We start from the raw sequence: 21562 nt of genomic DNA, 5'->3' as shown, positions 1-21562 counted from the left end.
GGCGGGCGGATCTGGTGGTTGTCCGGCCGCTGGTTGCGTCCTCTGCCCGCCGCCTGCGCGTGGCAGGCCCCGGCGTCACCACTGGCAATTGCGGACAACGGCGTGGTTTCGCTCACCGGGCAAATCCCCGATGGCCCGTTACAGATCCGCTATCGTGAAGGGGGAGAGATCATGGCTTTGCCGGGTCGCGGCCATCGGGACCTGAAACGTTTGCTCAATGAAAGGGGTGTACCGTCCTTCGTGCGCGGCAGATTGCCGCTGCTCTACAAACAGGGGCAATTGCTCGCGGTAGCGAACCTCAAGGGGCTTGATGGTGGTGTGATCGGCGACTGGCATTTGCATTGGCACCCACTGAACGAAGATCAAGGTTTGAGCTGAAAGGGGCTTTCCGGTAGACTACGCTCCCTTCTTGATACAACTTCTGTGGATTCGCCTGAATTGCAGGAGTTGCCGATTACCAAGCAGTCTTTGCTGGGCGATTCCAAAAAATGTGTAGCGAGCAACGAACCGGTGATTCATTTTCCGGTCTGTCCCAACGCGGCGGTTTTTTTGAAAGGTGCACTGTGATTAATGCAGGTGATCGGGGGCTTCGGCCTTCCTTCGCTTTCCCCGGCGGCTCGGACCGCTTTAACGCAGACTTCTAGGGTTTTTCATGACGCGCTACATATTCGTCACGGGCGGTGTTGTTTCTTCATTGGGGAAAGGCATTGCATCGGCATCATTGGCGGCCATCCTGGAGGCGCGGGGACTTAAGGTCACCATGCTGAAGCTGGACCCGTACATCAACGTCGACCCGGGCACCATGAGCCCGTTCCAGCACGGTGAAGTGTTCGTCACCCACGACGGCGCCGAGACCGACCTGGACCTGGGCCACTACGAGCGGTTCATCCGCACGACCATGACCCAGAACAACAACTTCACCACCGGCCGTGTCTACGAGCACGTTCTGCGCAAAGAGCGCCGTGGTGACTACCTGGGTGCAACCATCCAGGTGATCCCGCACATCACCGACGAAATCAAGCGCCGCATCATCAAGGGTGCTGGCGATGCCGACGTGGCAATGGTCGAGATCGGTGGCACCGTGGGTGACATCGAGTCGCAACCGTTCCTCGAAGCGATCCGTCAACTGCGTTTCGAAGTCGGCGCCAAGCGCGCGATGCTGATGCACCTGACTCTGGTGCCGTACATCGCCACTGCCGGCGAGACCAAAACCAAGCCAACCCAGCACTCGGTGAAGGAACTGCGTTCCATCGGCCTGCAGCCTGACGTGCTGGTGTGCCGCTCGGATCACCCGATCGACATCTCGTCGCGCCGCAAGATCGCGCAGTTCACCAACGTTGAAGAGCGTGCGGTGATCGGCCTGGAAGACGCTGACACCATCTACAAGATCCCGGGCATCCTGCATTCCCAGGGCCTGGACGATTTCGTCGTCGAGCGCTTCGGCCTGCAATGCGGCGGTGCCGATCTGTCCGAGTGGGAAGCCGTGGTCGACGCCAAGCTCAACCCTGAGCACGAAGTCACCATCGCCATGGTCGGCAAGTACATGGAACTGCTGGACGCCTACAAGTCGCTGATCGAAGCGATGAGTCACGCCGGCATCAGCAACCGTACCAAGGTCAACCTGCGCTACATCGATTCCGAAGACATCGAGAACCAGGGCACCGCTCTGCTCGAAGGCGTCGATGCCATCCTGGTACCGGGCGGCTTCGGTCTGCGTGGCGTTGAAGGCAAGATCACCGCCGTTCAATACGCTCGCGAAAACAAGGTTCCGTACCTGGGTATCTGCCTGGGCATGCAAGTGGCCGTTATCGAGTTCGCCCGTAACGTGATGGGCTGGAAAGATGCCAACTCCACCGAGTTCGATCGTGCGAGCGGTCACCCGGTCGTGGGTCTGATCACCGAGTGGGAAGATGCCACCGGCGCTGTCGAAACCCGTACCGAAGCCTCCGACCTGGGCGGCACCATGCGCCTTGGCGCACAGGATTGCCTGCTTGAGCCGGGCTCGCTGGTTCACGGTTGCTACGGCAAGGACGTGATTGTCGAGCGTCATCGTCATCGCTACGAAGTGAACAACAACCTGCTGCCGCAAATCATGGAAGCCGGTTTGAAAATCTCCGGTCGTTCCGGTGATGGCGCACTGGTTGAAGTGGTTGAAGCTCCGGATCATCCATGGTTCGTCGCTTGCCAGTTCCACCCTGAGTTCACCTCGACGCCACGCGACGGTCACCCGCTGTTCAGCGGTTTCGTCAAGGCAGCGTTGGCTCAACACCAGAAGAAGGCGTAACCCCGATGGCACAGAAGATCATCCGCGTCGGCGACATCGAGATTGCCAACGACAAACCCATGGTGCTGTTCGGCGGCATGAACGTGCTGGAAAGCCGTGACATGGCCATGCAGGTTTGCGAAGAGTATGTGAAGGTCACCGAGAAGCTCGGCATCCCTTACGTGTTCAAGGCCAGTTTCGACAAGGCCAACCGGTCTTCTGTGACCTCCTATCGTGGTCCTGGCCTGGAAGAGGGCATGCGCATCTTCCAGGACATCAAGCAAGCCTTCGGCGTGCCGATCATCACCGACGTCCACGAGCCTGACCAGGCCGCGGTCGTCGCTGAAGTCTGTGACATCATCCAGTTACCAGCATTCCTGTCGCGCCAGACCGACCTCGTGGTCGCGATGGCCAAGACCGGTGCGGTGATCAACATCAAGAAAGCCCAGTTCCTCGCCCCCCAGGAAATGAAACACATCCTGAACAAGTGCGTGGAAGCAGGTAACGATCAGTTGATCCTCTGCGAGCGTGGTTCGAGCTTCGGCTACAACAACCTGGTCGTCGACATGCTCGGCTTCGGCATCATGAAGCAGTTCGAATATCCGGTATTCTTCGACGTGACCCACGCGCTGCAAATGCCCGGCGGTCGCTCCGATTCCGCCGGCGGCCGTCGCGCCCAGGTCACCGACCTGGCGAAGGCCGGCATGAGCCAGTCGCTGGCCGGCCTGTTCCTGGAAGCCCACCCGGATCCGGACAACGCCAAATGCGACGGTCCTTGCGCCTTGCGTCTGGACAAACTGGAGCCATTCCTGGCCCAGCTCAAGGCTTTGGACGAGCTGGTGAAGAGTTTTCCGACGGTAGAAACCGCGTAATCCTCAATTCTCCCTGTAGGAGCTGGCTTGCCAGCGAAAAGGCCTGGAATCTTTCAGCGATTTCAAGGGCGCCTTCGCTGGCAAGCCAGCTCCTACAAAAAGTAATATGACCCACAAGTTATAAATCGAGCGGTACAAAGCGTTTTCGTCAACTTTGGAGTGTTTACAACAATGGCTAAAATCGTCGACATCAAAGGTCGTGAAGTTCTCGACTCCCGTGGCAATCCCACCGTGGAAGCGGACGTGCTTCTCGACAACGGCATCATCGGCAGTGCCTGCGCGCCGTCCGGTGCTTCCACTGGCTCGCGTGAAGCGCTCGAGCTGCGTGATGGCGACAAGAGCCGTTACCTGGGCAAGGGCGTTCTGAAGGCCGTAGCCAACATCAACGGTCCGATCCGCGACCTGTTGAAAGGCATGGACCCAAGCGACCAGAAAGCGCTCGATCTGGCAATGATCAAGCTCGACGGTACTGAAAACAAAGGTTCCCTGGGCGCCAACGCGATCCTCGCCGTTTCCCTGGCCGCGGCCAAGGCGGCAGCACAGGACCAGGACCTGCCGCTGTACGCTCACATCGCCAACCTGAACGGTACCCCGGGTGTCTACTCGATGCCGGTTCCGATGATGAACATCATCAACGGCGGCGAGCACGCCGACAACAACGTCGACATCCAGGAATTCATGGTTCAGCCGGTTGGCGCCAAGTCCTTCTCGGAAGGCCTGCGCATGGGCACCGAGATTTTCCACCACCTCAAAGCCGTGCTGAAGGCCCGTGGCCTGAGCACTGCCGTCGGTGACGAAGGTGGTTTCGCGCCAAACCTGGCTTCCAACGAAGACGCTTTGAAAGTGATCTCCGAAGCCGTGGCCAACGCCGGTTACAAGCTGGGCACCGACGTGACCCTGGCCCTGGACTGCGCGGCCAGCGAATTCTACGAAGACGGCAAGTACAACCTGTCCGGCGAAGGCCAGGTGTTCACCGCCGAAGGTTTCGCTGACTACCTCAAAGGCCTGACCGAGCGTTACCCGATCATCTCCATCGAAGATGGCCTGGACGAGTCCGACTGGGCTGGCTGGAAAATCCTCACCGACAAAATCGGCGAGAAGACCCAACTGGTAGGCGACGACCTGTTCGTAACCAACACCAAGATCCTGAAAGAAGGCATCGATAAAAAGATCGCCAACTCGATCCTGATCAAGTTCAACCAGATCGGCACCCTGACCGAAACCCTGGAAGCCATCCAGATGGCCAAGGCTGCCGGTTACACTGCCGTGATCTCGCACCGCTCCGGCGAAACCGAAGATTCGACCATTGCCGACCTGGCCGTGGGCACCTCGGCTGGCCAGATCAAGACCGGTTCCCTGTGCCGTTCCGACCGCGTTTCCAAGTACAACCAACTGCTGCGTATCGAAGAGCAGTTGAACGGCAAAGCCAAGTACAACGGTCGCGGCGAATTCCGCGGTTGATAAGGTAAAAAGTCAGCGGATTGTGTCGAAAAAAATCGCTACAGCGACGTTTTTGCCACTAATCTGATGCCTTATAAGCACAAGCCTGGTTCTTCCAGGCTTCGTGCTATCAGTAGCTTCATGTTTTGGTATGGCTGTCTTTTTTCACTGGATACCTGATATTCGATGCGCAGTCCCAATTGGTTGTTCCTCGTCTTGCTCCTGCTGCTGGCTGGCCTGCAATACCGCCTGTGGGTGGGTAATGGCAGCCTGGCGCAAGTGGCCGACCTGACTCAGCAGATCGCGGATCAGCAGGCCGAGAACCAGACATTGCTGGAGCGCAACCGGGTGATGGACGCCGAAGTCAGTGAGTTGAAAAAGGGCATGGAGACCGTTGAAGAACGGGCTCGCCATGAGTTGGGCATGGTCAAGGACGGTGAAACCCTTTACCAGTTGGCCCAATGATCAAGTCGTTACCGGCCTTCTGGGCCGTGATTCCTGCCGCGGGCGTCGGTGCCCGTATGGCCGCGGACCGTCCCAAGCAATACTTGCAACTGGGCGGGCGCACTATTCTCGAACACAGCCTCGGCTGTTTCCTTGGTCATCCAGGCCTGAAAGGTTTGGTGGTCAGTCTTGCTGTTGACGATCCTTATTGGCCGAACCTGGCGTGTGCCAGTGATCCGCGGATTGCCCGGGTCGAGGGCGGTTCCGAACGGTCAGGGTCGGTGCTCAATGCGTTGCTGCATCTGCACGCACAGGGCGCTGATGATGAGGATTGGGTTTTGGTTCACGATGCCGCACGGCCGAACCTCAGTCGTGACGACCTGGACAAGCTGCTGGCGGAACTGGCTGACGATCCTGTCGGCGGACTGCTGGCGGTCCCGGCACGGGATACGCTCAAGCGCGTCGACCAGCACGGTCGTGTGCTCGAAACCGTTGATCGCAGCGTGATCTGGCAGGCCTACACACCGCAGATGTTCCGCCTTGGGGCGTTGCATCGGGCATTGGCGGACAGTCTGGTGGCTGACGCGGTGATCACCGACGAAGCGTCGGCCATGGAGTGGGCAGGGCTTGCGCCACGGCTGATTGAAGGTCGAGCTGACAACCTCAAGGTCACTCGGCCGGAGGATCTGGAATGGTTGAGGCAGCGTTGGGCTAACCGCCGCTAGAAGGTTTGGGGGCAACTTCTGGACCGCGTCGCGTCTTTCGCGAGCAAGCCCGCTCCCACATTTGATCGGCGTTGCCCGCAATTCTTGTGAACAACCTTAATCCCCTGTGGGAGCGGGCTTGCTCCGGGCGGCGTTCCGACGAAAGCGATGGTCCAGGCAGCTGACATCTCGCTGACACACCAACAAAACACTAGCACCGGTACTCCGGCCGTACGGCCAACCCTTCCTTCAAATAATCCACCAACTTGCGCACCTTCGGCGACAAATGCCGTTGCTGTGGATAAAGCGCCCACACCGCCGTGTTCGGTGGTTGATGCGCCTCCAGCAATGAAATCAAAGCACCGCTTTTCAGATGCTCCAGCACGTAGTAATCCGGCAGCTGACACAGCCCTACGCCCTGTAGCGCGGCATCCAGCACTGCTTGCCCACTGTTGCAGCGCCAGTTTCCCTGCACCCTTTGCGAAAATTCCCGCCCGTTCTGTTCCAGTTGCCAGAGGTCCGAGCTGCCGATGAGGCAGTTGTGGCGGCTCAGTTCCGAAAGGCTGTGCGGACGCCCGTAGCGTTCGAGGTAGGAGGGCGATGCACAGAGATACATCCGCCGTGGCGCGAGGCGGGTGGCGACCAGTCGTGAATCCTGCAAACGCCCCAGGCGGATCGCCAGGTCGAGGCCCTCATGTACCAGGTCGAGTTGCCGATTGGTCAGTTCGATATCAATCCGCAGTTGCGGATACAGCCCCATGAAACGCGTCACCAGTGGCACGATGAAGCGTTCGCCGTAAGCCACGGCGCACGTCATGCGCAGCATGCCTTTGGGCTCGCTGGTCAAGTCGCCGACCGCGCGCAACGCTTCTTCGCGTCCATCCTGCAAGCGCTGGCAGTGTTGCAGGAAGGTTTGCCCTGCCTCGGTCAGCGTGACCCGGCGGGTGCTGCGGTAGAGCAAACGGGTTTGCAGGCGTTCTTCGAGGCGTACAATTTGTCGACTGATGTGAGAGGAAGAAACCCCGAGGCGTTCCGCGGCAGCGGTGAACTGGCTGCATTCGGCCACGGCGACAAATTCGTCGATTCCTTCCCAGCGGTTTTCGGACATGGATGATTATCCCTGTACAGCAATAATGTTTTGCTTTTGTCCGGATTATTCACTGTAAGGCGCTGTATTACACTCCCTGTCTCGTTTTCTTCACTGGAGAGTCATCATGATCAAGTCGCGCGCCGCCGTTGCCTTCGAGGCCAAAAAGCCCCTCGAAATCGTTGAAGTCGATGTCGCCATGCCCAAGGCCGGCGAAGTATTGCTGCGCGTGGTGGCCTCCGGTGTCTGCCACACCGATGCCTACACCTTGTCCGGCGCCGATCCGGAAGGCATCTTCCCGTCGATCCTCGGCCATGAAGGCGGGGCGATCGTGGAAGCCATCGGCGAGGGCGTGACGTCCGTTGCGGTCGGCGACCATGTGATCCCGCTGTACACCCCGGAATGCCGAAAGTGCAAATTCTGCCTGTCGGGCAAAACCAACCTCTGCCAGGCGATTCGCGCAACCCAGGGCAAAGGCTTGATGCCGGACGGCACATCGCGGTTTTCCTACAAGGGCGAAACGATTTTCCACTACATGGGGACGTCTACGTTTTCCGAGTACACCGTCCTGCCGGAAATTTCCGTCGCCAAGATCGCCAAGGAAGCACCACTGGAAAAAGTCTGCCTCCTGGGTTGCGGTGTCACTACCGGTATCGGTGCAGTGCTCAACACCGCCAAGGTGAAACCAGGTGACACCGTGGCCATTTTCGGCCTCGGCGGCATCGGTTTGTCGGCTGTCATCGGCGCGGTCAAAGCCAAGGCTGCCCGCATCATTGCCATCGACATCAACCCGGCCAAATTCGAAATTGCCAAACAGCTGGGTGCAACCGATTGCGTGAACCCGAAAGACTTCGATCGTCCGATCCAGGAGGTCATCGTCGACATGACCGATGGCGGCGTCGACTTCTCCTTCGAGTGCATCGGCAACGTGCAGTTGATGCGTGCCGCGCTTGAGTGCTGCCACAAGGGTTGGGGCGAGTCGGTGATCATCGGTGTGGCCGGTGCCGGCCAGGAGATTTCAACTCGTCCGTTCCAGTTGGTCACCGGCCGCGTCTGGCGCGGTTCGGCGTTCGGCGGCGTGCGCGGCCGTACCGAGTTGCCGAGCTATGTGGAAATGGCTGAGACCGGTGAAATTCCGCTGGATACCTTCATCACCCACACCATGGGCCTGGAAGATATCAACAAGGCGTTTGACCTGATGCATGAAGGCAAAAGCATCCGTAGCGTCATTCATTTCTGAGAAGCAGCTGCAAGCGTCAAGCTTCCAGCGGCAAGCAGATCGCATCAGCTTGGCGTTTGAGGTTTGGGCTGCTACTGAGGAGTTTGCTATGAGTTTGGAAAATATCTCCTGCCAGAAAAGCTTCGGTGGTTGGCACAAACGCTATCGCCATCGCTCAGAAGTACTCGGCTGCGACATGGTGTTTGCCGTGTATCTGCCGCCGCAAGCGGAGCAGGGCGGCAAGCTGCCGGTGTTGTACTGGTTGTCCGGCCTGACCTGCACCGACGAGAACTTCATGCAAAAGGCTGGCGCCATGCGCATGGCCGCCGAGTTGGGGCTGATCATCGTCGCACCGGACACCAGCCCTCGCGGCGCCGATGTACCGGGTGATCCGGACGGTGCCTGGGACTTCGGCCTCGGCGCCGGGTTTTATCTGAATGCCACCCAGGAACCGTGGTCGCGCCACTATCGGATGCATGACTATGTCGTGCAGGAATTGCCGGCATTGGTTGAAGCCCATTTCCCGGCGTCGGACAAGCGCGGCATCAGCGGCCACTCCATGGGCGGCCATGGTGCGCTGGTTTGCGCGTTGCGCAATCCGGGGCGTTATCTGTCGGTGTCGGCGTTCTCGCCGATCAACAATCCCATGGATTGTCCATGGGGGCAGAAGGCCTTTTCCCGTTACCTGGGGGAAGACCGTTCGAAGTGGCGCGAGTGGGATGCCTGTGCACTGATCGCTGAGGCCGACGAAAAGCTGCCGCTGTTGGTCGATCAGGGAGATCGTGATGATTTTCTGGCCACCCAGCTCAAGCCTGAGGCCCTGCAACAGGCGGCAAAATTGGCCGATCATCCGCTGACGTTGCGCCTGCAACCGGGCTACGACCACAGCTATTTCTTTATCGCCAGTTTCATCGACGATCACTTGCGGCATCACGCGCATGCTTTAGTGCCCAGTCTCACAAGTACTGTTCCTTTTTGACGGCGTCTGTTGCCATCATGCTGCGTTGCCGCTCCTCGCCATAGCGGGCTATGACTCGTCGCGACGCCTTGCCTGATGGCAACAGCCACTCGTCAAAAGAGGAACGTACTTGTGAGACAGGACACTAGCTGCCCAATAGCAGGTAGAATCACGCCCTGACAAAAATCGGGGCGTTTTTTTATGCGTATTGGCCACGGCTATGATGTGCACCGTTTCGCTGAGGGCGATTTCATCACTCTGGGCGGTGTGCGCATTGCACACAGTTTCGGATTGCTCGCTCACTCTGACGGTGACGTCCTCTTGCACGCCTTGAGCGATGCCTTGCTCGGCGCCGCGGCGCTGGGAGACATCGGCAAGCATTTCCCGGATACCGACCCGCAGTTCAAGGGCGCCGACAGCCGTGCGCTGTTGCGTCATGTCGTCGCACTGGTCCATGCCAAAGGCTGGAAAGTCGGCAACGTCGATAACACCATTGTCGCCCAGGCGCCGAAAATGGCCCCGCATATAGAATCGATGCGCGCGCTGATTGCCGCGGATCTTCAAGTAGAGTTGGATCAAGTGAACGTGAAAGCTACCACCACCGAAAAGCTCGGCTTTGTCGGTCGCGAAGAGGGTATTGCCGTGCACTCCGTTGCCTTGTTGCTGCGCGCATGAACGAACAGCAATTGCTCGGCCCGAGGGCTTACGGTGAACCCCTTGGCACAGCGGTACTGAAAGCGATCGCGGAAGATTTCCAGGTCGACGAAGTCCTCGACATCCCCCTGAGTGGCGAAGGCGAACACCTGTGGATCTGGGTGGAAAAACGCGGTCTGAACACGGAAGAGGCGGCGCGGCGGATTGCCAAGGCGGCTGGCGTGCCATTGCGCACTGTCAGCTATGCAGGGCTCAAGGACCGTCAGGCGTTGACCCGCCAGTGGTTCAGCGTGCAATTGCCGGGCAAGGCCGACCCTGATCTGTCGGCCGCGGAAAACGATACGCTGAAGATCCTCAAGACCGCCCGCCACAAGCGCAAACTGCAACGCGGTGCGCACTCGGCCAACGGCTTCACGTTGCGCCTGACGCAATTCGCCGGCGACAAGTCGGCGATTGAAGAGCGCCTGCAACTGATCGCCAAACAAGGCATCCCCAATTATTTCGGCGCTCAGCGCTTCGGCCATGACGGCGGCAACGTTGTCGATGCCCGCGCCTGGGCCGCGCGCAAGGCCTTGCCGGAGCAGCGCAACGTGCGCTCGCGGCTGCTCTCCACGGCGCGCAGTTTTCTGTTCAATCAGGTGCTGGCCGCACGTGTCGCCGATGGCAGCTGGCAGCGTGCCCAGGTGGGCGATCTGCTGGCGTTCACCGACAGCCGCAGCTTTTTCCCGGCAGGCGAAGCCGAGTGCAGCGACCCGCGCCTGGCGATTCTCGATCTGCACCCGACCGGTCCGCAGTGGGGTGAAGGTGACTCGCCGGCCACGGGCGCTGTCCATGAATTGGAGCAGGCTATCGCCGCACGCGAAGCGGATTTGCGTGACTGGTTGATCAACGCCGGTATGAGCCACGAACGTCGCATCCTGCGGCTGCCCATTGGCGGGTTGACGTGGCATTATCCCGAGCCTGACATTCTGCAACTGGAATTCGTCCTGCCGGCCGGATGCTTCGCCACTGTATTGGTGCGCGAGCTTGTTGATCTGGTGCCGGTGGGGCAGACGGACAGCCCATGCGTATTCTGATTTCTAACGATGATGGGGTAACCGCACCCGGTCTCGCCGCGCTTTATGCTGCGCTGGCGGATTACACCGAATGCGTGGTTATCGCCCCGGACCAGGACAAAAGCGGCGCCAGCAGTTCGCTGACGCTCGACCGTCCGTTGCACCCGCAAACCCTGGCCAACGGCTTTATCAGCGTCAACGGCACGCCAACCGATTGCGTGCACCTGGGCCTCAACGGCCTGCTGGAGCGCGAAGCGGACATGGTGGTTTCCGGTATCAATCTGGGTGCGAACCTGGGGGACGATGTCCTGTATTCCGGTACGGTGGCGGCGGCCCTTGAGGGGCGTTTCCTGAAACACCCTTCGTTTGCCTTTTCACTGGTCTCACGCCAGATAGAGAACCTTCCCACAGCTGCCTATTTCGCGCGCAAACTGGTCGAAGCCCATGCTGACCTGGATCTGCCACCGCGCACGGTACTGAACGTGAACATTCCCAATTTGCCGCTGGACCGTATCCGCGGTATCCAGTTGACCCGCCTGGGCCATCGCGCCCGAGCCGCGGCACCGATGAAAGTGGTCGATCCGCGGGGCAAGTCCGGTTATTGGATCGCGGCGGCCGGGGATGCCGAAGACGGTGGCCCGGGTACCGATTTCCATGCGGTGATGCAGGGTTATGTTTCGATCACGCCACTGCAACTGGATCGCACGTTCAATGATGCCTTCAGAAGTCTGGACGGCTGGCTGGAGGGGCTGCGCTGATGGGGCGCGAACAAGACGATATGCTGCGTCGCGGCATCGGCATGACCTCACAGCGAACCCGCGAGCGGCTCATCCAGCGCCTGTACGAGGAGGGCATTTCCAACGCCAGGGTGCTGGAGGTCATTCGCCGGACCCCGCGTCACCTGTTCGTCGACGAAGCGCTGGCGCACCGTGCCTATGAAGACACGGCGCTGCCGATTGGCAATAACCAGACCATCTCCCAGCCTTATATGGTGGCGCGCATGAGCGAGCTGCTGCTGGAGGCCGGTCCCCTCGACAAGGTGCTGGAGATCGGTACCGGGTCGGGTTATCAGACGGCGGTACTGTCGCAACTGGTCGAGCGTGTGTTCTCGGTCGAGCGCATCAAGGTTCTGCAGGATCGGGCAAAGGAACGCCTGGTCGAACTGAACCTGCGCAACGTGGTGTTCCGCTGGGGCGATGGCTGGGAAGGCTGGCCGGCACTGGCGCCATACAACGGGATTATCGTCACGGCAGTGGCGACCGATGTGCCCCAGGCACTGCTTGATCAGTTGGCACCGGGAGGGCGAATGGTGATCCCGGTCGGGTCCGGTGAAGTCCAGCAGTTGATGCTGATCATTCGCGAGGAACAGGGTTTTTCCAGGCATGTTCTGGGGGCTGTGCGCTTCGTGCCATTGCTCCATGGGCCACTGGCCTGAGCATTTGTTTTGGCGCGCTGAATTCTCTTCGATTGCCTTTGTCTTACAGCGGCATCGTTTGGTTGAACGGGATTCATCGTCAGGCAGCAAACGTGTGCGCGGCAGCGATTCGCCACATTAAAGGTAAAGCGTGCACGGCCCGTTATACTTGCGACAGTTCATGCCGGACTCCGGTATTTCACATTTTCAGCCACCACAGAGGGAGCGGCGGGTGAGTCTCACAGTCATTGCGCAGCGTATGAGTAAAACGAGCTTTCAGCGCCTGGTGACTGGCCTTGTCTTGAGCACCTTGCTGGTCGGTTGTTCCAGCAACAAATCCAGCGATGTTCGTGTGCTGGACCGCAACAATGCCGCGGCCCAGCGCCCGGCCGTGACCACCGGACAATACGTCGTTCGGCCCAAGGACACCCTGTTCTCCATCGCCTTCCGTTACGGCTGGGACTACAAGGCTCTTGCGGCACGCAACAACATTGCAGCGCCTTACACCATCCATCCGGGTCAGACGATTCGCTTTGATGGTCGAAGCGATTCAACGTCGACGGCGGTGGTCAGTTCGTCCAGTTCAACACCTTCGTCGTCGAGTAAAACCACGGTCATCCGTCGTCCGGTAAACGGTTCGACCACCAGCACAACGACAGTTGTGCCGTCCGTCGCGAACAAGCCTGCACCTGCTCCACTGCCCCCTCCCGGGCCAGCCCCGACCGGCTGGGGATGGCCATCTAATGGCATTCTGATTGGGAAATTCTCTTCAAACGGTAGTTTGAATAAAGGAATTGATATCGCCGGAGATTTGGGACAGCCTGTTTTAGCTGCGTCTGATGGGACGGTGGTTTATGCCGGGAGTGGCTTAAGGGGCTACGGCGAATTAGTAATCATCAAACACAGTGAAACCTACGTCAGTGCCTACGGACATAACCGCAGGCTTTTGGTTCGGGAGGGGCAGCAGGTCAAGGTTGGGCAGACAATTGCCGAAATGGGGTCAACGGGTACAGACCGGGTGAAACTGCATTTTGAGATTCGCCGCCAAGGTAAACCTGTAGATCCGCTGCAGTTCCTGCCACGTCGTTGATCGCTTACCAGCCTGTTCCGTCGCGTAGAGGGGACAGGCTCCAGCGTTGCCAGGGATAAAGGCGCCGCTTGAGCTTGAGGTCGAACTCACCAAAGGACTATAACAATGGCTCTCAGTAAAGAAGTGCCGGAGTTTGACATCGACGATGAGGTTCTCCTGATGGAGAGCGGCATCGATACGGATTCGATGTCGAATGATGAAGGGGCGGCTCCACCTTCCGTTCGTGCCAAATCCAAACACTCCGCATCGTTGAAACAACACAAGTACATTGACTACACGCGGGCACTTGATGCCACGCAGCTGTATCTCAATGAAATTGGTTTCTCTCCCCTGCTGTCACCCGAAGAAGAAGTTCATTTTGCGCGCCTGTCGCAAAGTGGCGATCCGGCCGGGCGCAAGCGCATGATTGAAAGTAACTTGCGGCTGGTGGTGAAAATCGCCCGACGCTATGTCAATCGTGGGCTGTCGCTGCTGGACCTGATCGAAGAGGGCAACCTCGGCTTGATCCGGGCGGTGGAGAAGTTCGATCCGGAACGCGGCTTCCGCTTCTCGACCTACGCGACCTGGTGGATTCGCCAGACCATCGAACGCGCAATCATGAATCAGACCCGGACCATCCGGTTGCCGATCCATGTGGTCAAGGAGCTGAATGTGTACCTGCGGGCCGCGCGGGAGCTGACGCAAAAACTCGACCATGAACCCTCTCCCGAAGAAATCGCCAACCTGCTGGAAAAACCGGTTGGAGAGGTCAAGCGCATGCTCGGCCTTAACGAACGGGTTTCTTCGGTCGACGTCTCGCTGGGTCCGGATTCGGATAAAACCCTGCTGGACACCCTGACTGACGACCGTCCGACCGATCCATGCGAGCTGTTGCAGGACGACGACCTGTCCCAGAGCATCGATCAATGGCTCTCGGAACTGACCGACAAGCAACGCGAGGTGGTTGTACGCCGCTTCGGTCTGCGCGGTCATGAAAGCAGCACCCTTGAAGACGTAGGCCTGGAAATTGGCCTGACCCGGGAGCGGGTCAGGCAGATTCAGGTGGAAGGCTTGAAGCGGCTGCGCGAGATCCTGGAAAAAAATGGTCTGTCGAGTGAATCGCTGTTCCAGTAAGGCACTCACTTCGATGGCATAAAAAACCCCGGCCGACTCGGGGTTTTTTTTTGCCTGGACCGGGGACGGAATCCGCTCGGGATTGTGCTTTCGTGCTGTAAGCCTTGGCGTACTCTTGCGTAAGTGTTCGTTATTTTTACACCCTGACATTCGTCTATGCTGAGCGTTTATAACATCTATCATTATGATTTTTATGGTTATTTTTTGTTGTTGGTGATGTGTGGCAGCCAGGTTTCGCACCAGGGGGCGATTGATCCCGGAGGAGGAAGCTCTAATATTCAGGCTGTGTCGACGGACTGACACGCCCTTCAAGGATGGGGGGAGAAGGACATCGCAGGAAGCGATTCATCAGGATGATGAAAAGGAACACAGGGAATGAGGAAAAAATGCGGGCGGGTCAAACCGCCCCTTTTTTTGTCTGCAGAAAAAGCAAAAAGGCCCTTGTGGGGCCTTTTTCGGGAGCGCGGGGGTAATCAGCGTTCCAGTTGTTCAATCTTGCCTGGCTTGCCATCCCATTCTGCGGAATCGGGCAGCGGATCTTTGCGTTCGGTAATGTTCGGCCAGATATCAGCCAATTCAGCGTTCAGCTCGATGAAGTTTTCCATGCCGGCCGGAACTTCATCTTCGGAGAAGATAGCCACGGCAGGGCATTCAGGTTCGCACAGCGCGCAATCGATGCACTCATCCGGGTGGATCACCAGGAAATTCGGGCCTTCGTAAAAGCAGTCCACCGGACAGACTTCTACGCAGTCGGTGTACTTGCACTTGATGCAGTTGTCGGTGACGACGAAGGTCATTTCTAATTTTCTCCTCAGGCGCGGCTTGCTGCGCCCCTTCTCGTAGGGGTCGCCAGGTTCGGGGCGATAGTCTGCTGGCCAGGCTATTAGCCAGCAGCATCCCAAACCGCGCGAGATTCTAACAGCTTGCAAGCCGCTGCGTTAGATCCGTGTCTTTAGTGTATAGAGCATTTCGAGTGCACGACGTGGTGTCATGTCGTCCAGATCGAGCTTGGCCAGTTCTTCCAGCACCGGGTGCGGCAGGCTGGCAAACAGATCGCTCTGCAGCGGCGCAGCCGGTTTGCCTTTGGTTGGTGCAGGCACTTCATGGGGCAGGGCGGTGTCTTCCAGGCGGCTCAAATGCTCGCGAGCACGGGTGATGACCTCACTTGGCACACCCGCCAGTTGCGCAACGGCCAGGCCATAACTCTGACTGGCCGGCCCGGGCAGCACATGGTGCAGGAACACGATGCGTTCATTGTGCTCGGTGGCATTGAGATGCACGTTGGCCACCAGCGGCTGGGCTTCCGGCAGGACGGTCAGTTCAAAGTAGTGGGTGGCGAACAGCGTGTAGGCACGCAGGTGCGCCAGGCGTTCGGCCGCCGCCCATGCCAGGGACAGGCCGTCGAAGGTGCTGGTGCCGCGCCCGACTTCGTCCATCAGTACCAGGCTGCGTTCAGTGGCGTTGTGCAGAATGTTCGCGGTTTCGCTCATCTCCACCATGAAGGTCGAACGCCCGCCGGCCAGGTCATCGCTGGAGCCGATCCGGGTGAAGATGCGGTCGACCAGGGACAATTCGCAACTGGCCGCTGGCACGAAGCTGCCGATGTGCGCCAGGAGCACAATCAACGCGGTCTGGCGCATGTAGGTGGATTTACCGCCCATGTTCGGGCCGGTGATCACCAGCATGCGTGTGTTGTCGTCCAGGCTCAGGTCGTTGGCCACGAACGGCGTGGTCAGCACTTGCTCGACCACCGGGTGACGACCCTGGCTGATGCGCATGCACGGTTCGCTGACGAAGCGCGGGCAGTTCAGGTCAAGGTTCAGTGCACGCTCGGCCAGGTTGCTCAAGACGTCCAGTTCAGCCAGGGCGCCAGCGGTGTCCTGCAACGGTGGCAACTGGGCGATCAGGTCTTCGAGCAGCGCTTCGTAAAGCATCTTCTCGCGGGCCAGGGCGCGGCTTTTGGCTGACAATGCCTTGTCTTCGAACGCCTTGAGTTCCGGGGTAATGAAACGCTCGGCGCCTTTGAGCGTCTGGCGACGGATATAGTCGGCAGGTGCCGATTCCGCCTGCTTGCTTGGCAGTTCGATGAAGTAGCCGTGGATGCGGTTGTAACCGACCTTCAGGTGCGACAGGCCGGTGCGGGCTTTTTCCCGGGCCTCGAGGTCGATCAGGAACTGTCCGGCGTTTTCGCTGAGCGACTGCAATTCGTCGAGTTCGCTGTCGTAGCCGGTTTTCAGCACGCCGCCGTCACGAATGACTGCAGGCGGGTTGTCGATGATGGCTTTTTCCAGCAGGGCCGCCAGTTCCGGGTAGATGCTGGTGATGGTGGCGAGTTGCTGGAGGTGCGGCGCTTCGAGCTCCGTCATTGCCACTTGCAGTTCGGGCAGTGCGCCGAGGGCGTCACGCAAGCGGGCGAGGTCGCGCGGGCGGGCATTGCGCAGGCCGATCCGCGCAAGAATCCGCTCGATGTCACCGATTTCCTTGAGCTGCGGTTGCAGTCTTTCGAAGCGGTAACCGTCGAGCAGGCAAGTGATCGAGGTCTGGCGCGCCAGCAGCACTGTCAAATCGCGTAACGGGCGATTCAGCCAGCGGGTCAGCAGACGGCTGCCCATGGCGGTCTGGCAACGGTCCACCACCGATTGCAGAGTATTGTCGCGGCCCCCGGCCAGGTTGGTGTCGAGTTCCAGGTTGCGACGGCTGGCGCCATCGAGCACCACGGTGTCGTCCAGGCGCTCATGGCGCAGGCTGCGTAAATGGGGCAGGGCGGTGCGCTGGGTTTCCTTGGCGTAGGCCAGCAGGCAGCCGGCGGCGCCGATCGCCAGGGTCAGGTTTTCGCAGCCAAAGCCCTTGAGATCCTGGGTCGAGAATTGCTGGCACAGGCTTTTCAGCGCCGAATCGCGCTCGAAATCCCACGGCGCGCGGCGACGCACACCGCGGCGTTTTTCTGCCGGCAAGTCCTTGGGCCAGTCATCCGGGATCAGCAGTTCCACCGGGTTGACCCGCTCCAGTTCTGCCAGCAGGTTTTCCCAACCCTTGATTTCCAGCACGCTGAAGTTGCCACTGGTGATGTCCAGCACCGCCAGGCCGAACAGGCGCTCATCACCCAGAACGGCGGCGATCAGGTTGTCCCGACGCTCGTCGAGCAGCGCCTCGTCACTCACCGTCCCCGGCGTGATGATGCGCACGACCTGGCGCTCCACTGGCCCTTTGCTGGTGGCCGGGTCGCCGACCTGCTCGCAGATCACCACCGATTCGCCGAGTTTCACCAGTTTTGCCAGGTAACCTTCGGCGGCATGGTAAGGAATCCCGCACATCGGAATCGCCTGCCCGGCCGACTGCCCGCGGGCGGTCAGGGTGATGTCCAGCAACTTGGCGGCCTTCTTCGCGTCTTCATAGAAGATCTCGTAGAAGTCGCCCATGCGGTAAAACATCAGCTGGTCCGGGTGCTGGTTTTTCAGGCGCCAGTACTGCTGCATCATCGGGGTGTGGGAGGACAGGTCGGAGACGGCTTTATTCATCGGATTGTCAGGAAGCTCGTTGAAAGAGGTGGGGCAAAAGCGGGGCAAAGGCCGGGCTTTTCCGCGATGGGCGCAAGGTTACCATGGGCGGTCTACCCGACGCAGGCGCCACGGCCCGGTGACATCTTTTACGATGCAAAAAAACATGTTATGCATCGATTATGCAAATCGGCATTTGTCTTCTTCGAAAAGAACAAGCACTATGCGCATTATGCAAAAACGCAACGTATCTACCGTATTAAGAGCATTGCTCGATCAGCACGGGATCTCCCCTACGGAGCTTCACCGTCGTACCGGCGTGCCTCAATCCACACTCTCGCGCATTCTCGGCGGGAAAATCGTCGATCCTTCGGATAAGCATATTTCGAAGATCGCCGGGTATTTCTCGGTGAGCACTGACCAGTTGCGTGGCCGCGCGGACGTCGTGCCTGCCGCTAATGCCGGGCGCTCTCCTGTGCATTCGGAGCTCAAGGATATAAGTCTGTGGGACGATGATACCCCTGTCGATGACGACGAGGTGTCGGTCCCCTTTCTTCGCGAGGTTGAATTGGCTGCAGGATCGGGAAGATTCGTCATCGAGGAAAGCGAGCGCTCTAGCCTGCGCTTCGGCAAACGAAGCCTGCGTCATAACGGCGTGCAGTTCGACCAGGCCAAATGCGTGACGGTGCGGGGCAACAGCATGTTGCCGGTACTGCGCGACGGTGCCACGGTCGGGGTCAATGCCGGCAAGTGCGGCATTGGCGATATCGTTGACGGCGACCTTTATGCAATCAATCACAACGGCCAATTGCGGGTGAAGCAGCTGTATCGCCTGCCGACCGGGATTCGCCTGCGCAGCTTCAACCGCGATGAACATCCGGACGAAGACTACACCTTTCAGGAAATTCAGGGGGAGCCGATTGTTATCCTCGGACATGTCTTCTGGTGGGGCATGTACGCCCGTTAATGCCCGTACGTTCAGATAAAACCCGCTTCCCGAGCGGGTTTTTTTTGCGTGCTCAAATCATTGGATTGTTTTTCAATGCGTAAATGCATTGACTGACTATGCGTTGATGCATAATCTGATTGCCTATCTATAAAAAACACGGAGTGACCATTCACTCAAGGAGGCATGAAATGACCGCTGAGCAATATGCGTTGCTGGACATGCCTCTGTGGCTGCTCATCATCCTGCCAATACTCGGTGGCGTTACCGGTGAAATGTGGCGTGCCGATAAAGACGGCGTTCGTGGCTGGCCCCTTGTGTGGCGCCTGATCCTGCGGTCTGGCTCCAGCATGATTTGCGGCGCCTCGGTCATCATGCTGCTGCACGCCGCCAATGTTTCCATTTGGGCTGCTTGTGCGGGGGGCTGCTTAACGGCGATGGCCGGGACAGACGTAGTTTTAGGGCTATATGAGCGTTGGGCAGCCAAGCGCATCGGTATCGCTCCTGTTGCGCCCGGTGACGTGGAAGATTGATTCCCCCGACAGGCCTTTTCCAGAGCCTCTGCTTCTTTACATTTTGATCGGTCCTGTAGCTTGCAAGTGCGGTCTGCTCGTGTACGGTTAACCCATCCCGCCCCATCAGGAGATGACCGTGAAAGTAATCACCCAGCTCGCCGCTGACCTTGGCAGGCAATTGCAGATTCTCAATGCCCATGTTTCCACGGCCGAGTCCTGTACCGGAGGCGGGATCGCCGAGGCGATCACCCGTATTCCGGGTAGCTCGGCGTGGTTCGAGGCCGGTTATGTCACTTACTCCAATCTGCAGAAGAACCTGCAACTGGGTGTCCCGGTGGAGTTGTTCACCACGGTGGGGGCGGTCAGTCGCGAGGTGGTCGAAGCGATGGCCAGGGGCGCGCAGGAGAAAAGTCGCGCATTTTTTTCCGTGGCGGTCAGTGGCGTGGCCGGGCCGGACGGTGGTTCGCCGAGCAAGCCTGTGGGCACGGTATGGCTGGCCTGGGGCGTTGGCGAGCGAGTGTTCAGCGAGCGGCAACACTTCCCCGGTGACCGCGACGAGGTGCGCCGACAAACGGTGAAGGCCGCGCTAGAGGGGCTGCTGCGGTATGCCGCGGCAGAAATCTCAAATCAGGGGTAGGCGATCCTCAAACGCTGTGGAATAATACTGGCTACTTATACAGGTGTTGGCCGTCAGGCCTTATTGATTACGTGAGGACTTTAATGGACGACAACAAGAAGAAAGCCTTGGCTGCGGCCCTGGGTCAGATCGAACGTCAATTCGGCAAGGGTGCCGTAATGCGTATGGGCGATCAGGACCGTCAGGCGATCCCGGCCATCTCCACTGGCTCTCTGGGGCTGGACATCGCTCTCGGCATCGGCGGCCTGCCAAAAGGCCGTATTGTTGAAATCTACGGTCCTGAATCTTCCGGTAAAACCACGTTGACCCTGTCCGTGATCGCCCAGGCTCAAAAAGCCGGCGCGACCTGCGCATTCGTCGACGCTGAACACGCCCTCGACCCTGAGTACGCCGGCAAGCTGGGCGTCAACGTCGACGACCTGCTGGTTTCCCAGCCGGACACCGGCGAGCAGGCCCTGGAAATCACCGACATGCTGGTGCGCTCCAACGCAGTTGACGTGATCATCGTCGACTCCGTGGCCGCCCTGGTGCCAAAGGCTGAAATCGAAGGCGAAATGGGTGACATGCACGTGGGCCTGCAAGCCCGTCTCATGTCCCAGGCTCTGCGTAAAATCACCGGTAACATCAAGAACGCCAACTGCCTGGTGATCTTCATCAACCAGATCCGTATGAAAATCGGCGTGATGTTTGGTAGCCCGGAAACCACCACCGGTGGTAACGCACTGAAGTTCTACGCATCGGTTCGTCTGGACATCCGTCGTACTGGCGCGGTGAAAGAGGGTGATGAAGTCGTCGGTAGCGAAACCCGAGTCAAGGTTGTGAAGAACAAGGTGGCTTCGCCGTTCCGTCAGGCCGAGTTCCAGATTCTTTACGGCAAGGGCATCTACCTCAACGGTGAGATGATCGACCTGGGTGTTCTGCACGGTTTCGTCGAGAAGTCCGGTGCCTGGTATGCCTATGAAGGCACCAAGATCGGTCAGGGCAAGGCCAACTCGGCCAAGTTCCTGGCGGATAACCCGGAAGTCGCGGCAAAGCTGGAGAAGCAATTGCGTGACAAGCTGCTGTCGCCTGCATCGGTTGCGGACGCCAAAGCTTCTGCGGTCAAAGAGACCGAAGACGACCTGGCTGACGCTGATATCTGATCGAAGCGATGACCGCCGTACTCGATACACTCGTCGCGGTGCGGCGAACCGCAATGGACCTGCTCGCACGACGCGAGCACGGTCGTGTCGAGCTGACGCGTAAACTGCGTCAGCGCGGCGCCCTCCCTGAAATGATCGAAACAGCACTCGACCGGTTGACGGAAGAGGGGTTGTTGTCCGAAACCCGTTATCTCGAAAGTTTCGTTTCCTACCGCGCCCGTTCCGGTTATGGCCCTTTACGCATTCGCGAAGAATTGAGCCAGCGCGGCCTGCAGCGCACCGATATTGAACTCGCCCTGCGTGAGAGCGGTATCGATTGGCAGGAGCAACTGGCCGATACCTGGCGACGCAAGTTCTCCGGGCAATTGCCGGCAGACGTCCGGGAGCGGGCCAGGCAAGGCCGGTTCCTGGCGTATCGGGGATACTCCATGGAAATGATCAACCGCCTGTTCAGCGGTCGAGGGATGGATGATTGAACTGAAACGGCCCGCTATTTCGATAGCGGGCCGTTT

General features: G+C 59.1%; 22 protein-coding genes. 19 read left to right on the top strand and 3 right to left on the bottom strand.

Annotation, left to right across the window (positions count from 1 at the left end; all coding sequences use genetic code 11):
- The 6 genes from tilS to ispD form a co-directional block, all read left to right on the top strand.
- On the top strand, nt 1-378 hold a 378-nt coding region (gene tilS, locus ACCD00_RS20375), incomplete at its 5' end, for a tRNA lysidine(34) synthetase TilS (RefSeq protein WP_413427253.1).
- A gap of 274 nt (nt 379-652) precedes the next feature.
- Nucleotides 653-2284 (top strand): CTP synthase, encoded by a 1632-nt coding sequence (locus ACCD00_RS20370; protein WP_093214930.1) that lies wholly within the window; start codon nt 653-655, stop codon nt 2282-2284.
- Between the two features lie 5 nt (nt 2285-2289).
- Nucleotides 2290-3135: a 3-deoxy-8-phosphooctulonate synthase gene (kdsA, locus tag ACCD00_RS20365; protein WP_015093773.1), complete on the top strand. Its 846-nt coding sequence runs from the start codon at nt 2290-2292 to the stop codon at nt 3133-3135.
- Between the two features lie 171 nt (nt 3136-3306).
- The gene (gene eno, locus ACCD00_RS20360; RefSeq protein WP_008019783.1) at nt 3307-4596 is read left to right on the top strand and encodes a phosphopyruvate hydratase; all 1290 of its coding nucleotides are present in this window, start codon (nt 3307-3309) and stop codon (nt 4594-4596) included.
- 165 nt (nt 4597-4761) lie between these two features.
- Nucleotides 4762-5040 carry a cell division protein FtsB gene (gene ftsB, locus ACCD00_RS20355; RefSeq protein ID WP_008019784.1) on the top strand — a complete coding sequence of 93 codons (279 nt, stop codon included), beginning with the start codon at nt 4762-4764 and terminating at the stop codon, nt 5038-5040.
- Nucleotides 5037-5744 (top strand): 2-C-methyl-D-erythritol 4-phosphate cytidylyltransferase, encoded by a 708-nt coding sequence (gene ispD, locus ACCD00_RS20350; RefSeq protein WP_413427252.1) that lies wholly within the window; start codon nt 5037-5039, stop codon nt 5742-5744. Before ftsB ends, ispD begins: the two co-directional genes overlap by 4 nt.
- A gap of 190 nt (nt 5745-5934) precedes the next feature.
- On the opposite strand, the gene ACCD00_RS20345 is transcribed toward ispD, so the two are convergent.
- The gene (locus ACCD00_RS20345) at nt 5935-6831 is read right to left on the bottom strand and encodes a LysR substrate-binding domain-containing protein (protein WP_413427251.1); all 897 of its coding nucleotides are present in this window, start codon (nt 6829-6831) and stop codon (nt 5935-5937) included.
- 106 nt (nt 6832-6937) lie between these two features.
- Between ACCD00_RS20345 and ACCD00_RS20340 the strand changes: the two genes are divergently transcribed.
- The 8 genes from ACCD00_RS20340 to rpoS all read left to right on the top strand — a co-directional run bounded on the left by ACCD00_RS20340 (nt 6938) and on the right by rpoS (nt 14313).
- Nucleotides 6938-8050 carry an S-(hydroxymethyl)glutathione dehydrogenase/class III alcohol dehydrogenase gene (locus ACCD00_RS20340; protein WP_008019788.1) on the top strand — a complete coding sequence of 371 codons (1113 nt, stop codon included), beginning with the start codon at nt 6938-6940 and terminating at the stop codon, nt 8048-8050.
- An 88-nt stretch (nt 8051-8138) separates the two neighbouring features.
- Nucleotides 8139-9008 carry an S-formylglutathione hydrolase gene (gene fghA / locus ACCD00_RS20335; RefSeq protein ID WP_413427250.1) on the top strand — a complete coding sequence of 290 codons (870 nt, stop codon included), beginning with the start codon at nt 8139-8141 and terminating at the stop codon, nt 9006-9008.
- 180 nt (nt 9009-9188) lie between these two features.
- Nucleotides 9189-9662 carry a 2-C-methyl-D-erythritol 2,4-cyclodiphosphate synthase gene (gene ispF / locus ACCD00_RS20330; RefSeq protein WP_007970721.1) on the top strand — a complete coding sequence of 158 codons (474 nt, stop codon included), beginning with the start codon at nt 9189-9191 and terminating at the stop codon, nt 9660-9662.
- The gene (truD, locus tag ACCD00_RS20325) at nt 9659-10717 is read left to right on the top strand and encodes a tRNA pseudouridine(13) synthase TruD (RefSeq protein ID WP_413427248.1); all 1059 of its coding nucleotides are present in this window, start codon (nt 9659-9661) and stop codon (nt 10715-10717) included. Before ispF ends, truD begins: the two co-directional genes overlap by 4 nt.
- The gene (surE, locus tag ACCD00_RS20320) at nt 10705-11454 is read left to right on the top strand and encodes a 5'/3'-nucleotidase SurE (RefSeq protein WP_413427246.1); all 750 of its coding nucleotides are present in this window, start codon (nt 10705-10707) and stop codon (nt 11452-11454) included. The genes truD and surE overlap by 13 nt, the downstream gene beginning before the upstream one ends.
- 41 nt (nt 11455-11495) lie before the next feature.
- Nucleotides 11496-12131, top strand: a complete 636-nt coding sequence (locus ACCD00_RS20315) for a protein-L-isoaspartate(D-aspartate) O-methyltransferase (RefSeq protein WP_196373746.1) — start codon at nt 11496-11498, stop codon at nt 12129-12131.
- Between the two features lie 211 nt (nt 12132-12342).
- The gene (locus tag ACCD00_RS20310) at nt 12343-13200 is read left to right on the top strand and encodes a peptidoglycan DD-metalloendopeptidase family protein (protein ID WP_413427244.1); all 858 of its coding nucleotides are present in this window, start codon (nt 12343-12345) and stop codon (nt 13198-13200) included.
- A gap of 105 nt (nt 13201-13305) precedes the next feature.
- Nucleotides 13306-14313 (top strand): RNA polymerase sigma factor RpoS, encoded by a 1008-nt coding sequence (gene rpoS / locus ACCD00_RS20305; RefSeq protein WP_007970728.1) that lies wholly within the window; start codon nt 13306-13308, stop codon nt 14311-14313.
- Nucleotides 14314-14786: 473 nt separating this feature from the next.
- Here rpoS and fdxA read toward each other — a convergent pair whose 3' ends face one another.
- Entirely contained in the window at nt 14787-15110 is a 324-nt protein-coding gene (fdxA, locus tag ACCD00_RS20300) for a ferredoxin FdxA (protein WP_413427241.1), read from the bottom strand.
- 141 nt (nt 15111-15251) lie between these two features.
- The gene (gene mutS, locus ACCD00_RS20295) at nt 15252-17831 is read right to left on the bottom strand and encodes a DNA mismatch repair protein MutS (protein WP_413427239.1); all 2580 of its coding nucleotides are present in this window, start codon (nt 17829-17831) and stop codon (nt 15252-15254) included.
- 211 nt (nt 17832-18042) lie between these two features.
- On the opposite strand from mutS, the gene ACCD00_RS20290 reads away from it, so the two are divergent.
- From ACCD00_RS20290 to recX, 5 genes are all read left to right on the top strand, one after another.
- Nucleotides 18043-18777 carry an XRE family transcriptional regulator gene (locus ACCD00_RS20290; protein ID WP_413427254.1) on the top strand — a complete coding sequence of 245 codons (735 nt, stop codon included), beginning with the start codon at nt 18043-18045 and terminating at the stop codon, nt 18775-18777.
- A 170-nt stretch (nt 18778-18947) separates the two neighbouring features.
- Nucleotides 18948-19289: a phage holin family protein gene (locus ACCD00_RS20285; protein WP_413427237.1), complete on the top strand. Its 342-nt coding sequence runs from the start codon at nt 18948-18950 to the stop codon at nt 19287-19289.
- 118 nt (nt 19290-19407) lie between these two features.
- Nucleotides 19408-19908: a CinA family protein gene (locus ACCD00_RS20280; protein ID WP_413427235.1), complete on the top strand. Its 501-nt coding sequence runs from the start codon at nt 19408-19410 to the stop codon at nt 19906-19908.
- Nucleotides 19909-19991: 83 nt separating this feature from the next.
- Entirely contained in the window at nt 19992-21050 is a 1059-nt protein-coding gene (recA, locus tag ACCD00_RS20275) for a recombinase RecA (protein ID WP_007996915.1), read from the top strand.
- Between the two features lie 8 nt (nt 21051-21058).
- The gene (gene recX, locus ACCD00_RS20270) at nt 21059-21526 is read left to right on the top strand and encodes a recombination regulator RecX (protein WP_413427233.1); all 468 of its coding nucleotides are present in this window, start codon (nt 21059-21061) and stop codon (nt 21524-21526) included.
- The last annotated feature ends 36 nt before the right edge of the window (nt 21527-21562 follow it).

Source organism: Pseudomonas sp. Pseusp3 (assembly GCF_047304225.1).
Classification (GTDB): domain Bacteria; phylum Pseudomonadota; class Gammaproteobacteria; order Pseudomonadales; family Pseudomonadaceae; genus Aquipseudomonas; species Aquipseudomonas fluorescens_CD.
The sequence above is the reverse complement of the archived record's forward strand: the minus strand, read 5'-3'. Positions and strand labels throughout refer to the sequence as shown.

Excerpts from the sequence above, each read along its gene's own strand:
- ACCD00_RS20370 (WP_093214930.1), top strand. The coding sequence starts at position 653 with ATGACGCGCTACATATTCGTCACGGGCGGTGTTGTTTCTTCATTGGGG.
- kdsA (WP_015093773.1), top strand. The coding sequence starts at position 2,290 with ATGGCACAGAAGATCATCCGCGTCGGCGACATCGAGATTGCCAACGAC.
- eno (WP_008019783.1), top strand. The coding sequence starts at position 3,307 with ATGGCTAAAATCGTCGACATCAAAGGTCGTGAAGTTCTCGACTCCCGT.
- ftsB (WP_008019784.1), top strand. The coding sequence starts at position 4,762 with ATGCGCAGTCCCAATTGGTTGTTCCTCGTCTTGCTCCTGCTGCTGGCT.
- ispD (WP_413427252.1), top strand. The coding sequence starts at position 5,037 with ATGATCAAGTCGTTACCGGCCTTCTGGGCCGTGATTCCTGCCGCGGGC.
- ACCD00_RS20345 (WP_413427251.1), bottom strand. The coding sequence starts at position 6,831 with ATGTCCGAAAACCGCTGGGAAGGAATCGACGAATTTGTCGCCGTGGCC.
- ACCD00_RS20340 (WP_008019788.1), top strand. The coding sequence starts at position 6,938 with ATGATCAAGTCGCGCGCCGCCGTTGCCTTCGAGGCCAAAAAGCCCCTC.
- fghA (WP_413427250.1), top strand. The coding sequence starts at position 8,139 with ATGAGTTTGGAAAATATCTCCTGCCAGAAAAGCTTCGGTGGTTGGCAC.
- ispF (WP_007970721.1), top strand. The coding sequence starts at position 9,189 with ATGCGTATTGGCCACGGCTATGATGTGCACCGTTTCGCTGAGGGCGAT.
- truD (WP_413427248.1), top strand. The coding sequence starts at position 9,659 with ATGAACGAACAGCAATTGCTCGGCCCGAGGGCTTACGGTGAACCCCTT.
- surE (WP_413427246.1), top strand. The coding sequence starts at position 10,705 with ATGCGTATTCTGATTTCTAACGATGATGGGGTAACCGCACCCGGTCTC.
- ACCD00_RS20315 (WP_196373746.1), top strand. The coding sequence starts at position 11,496 with ATGACCTCACAGCGAACCCGCGAGCGGCTCATCCAGCGCCTGTACGAG.
- rpoS (WP_007970728.1), top strand. The coding sequence starts at position 13,306 with ATGGCTCTCAGTAAAGAAGTGCCGGAGTTTGACATCGACGATGAGGTT.
- fdxA (WP_413427241.1), bottom strand. The coding sequence starts at position 15,110 with ATGACCTTCGTCGTCACCGACAACTGCATCAAGTGCAAGTACACCGAC.
- mutS (WP_413427239.1), bottom strand. The coding sequence starts at position 17,831 with ATGAATAAAGCCGTCTCCGACCTGTCCTCCCACACCCCGATGATGCAG.
- ACCD00_RS20290 (WP_413427254.1), top strand. The coding sequence starts at position 18,043 with ATGCAAAAACGCAACGTATCTACCGTATTAAGAGCATTGCTCGATCAG.
- ACCD00_RS20285 (WP_413427237.1), top strand. The coding sequence starts at position 18,948 with ATGACCGCTGAGCAATATGCGTTGCTGGACATGCCTCTGTGGCTGCTC.
- recA (WP_007996915.1), top strand. The coding sequence starts at position 19,992 with ATGGACGACAACAAGAAGAAAGCCTTGGCTGCGGCCCTGGGTCAGATC.
- recX (WP_413427233.1), top strand. The coding sequence starts at position 21,059 with ATGACCGCCGTACTCGATACACTCGTCGCGGTGCGGCGAACCGCAATG.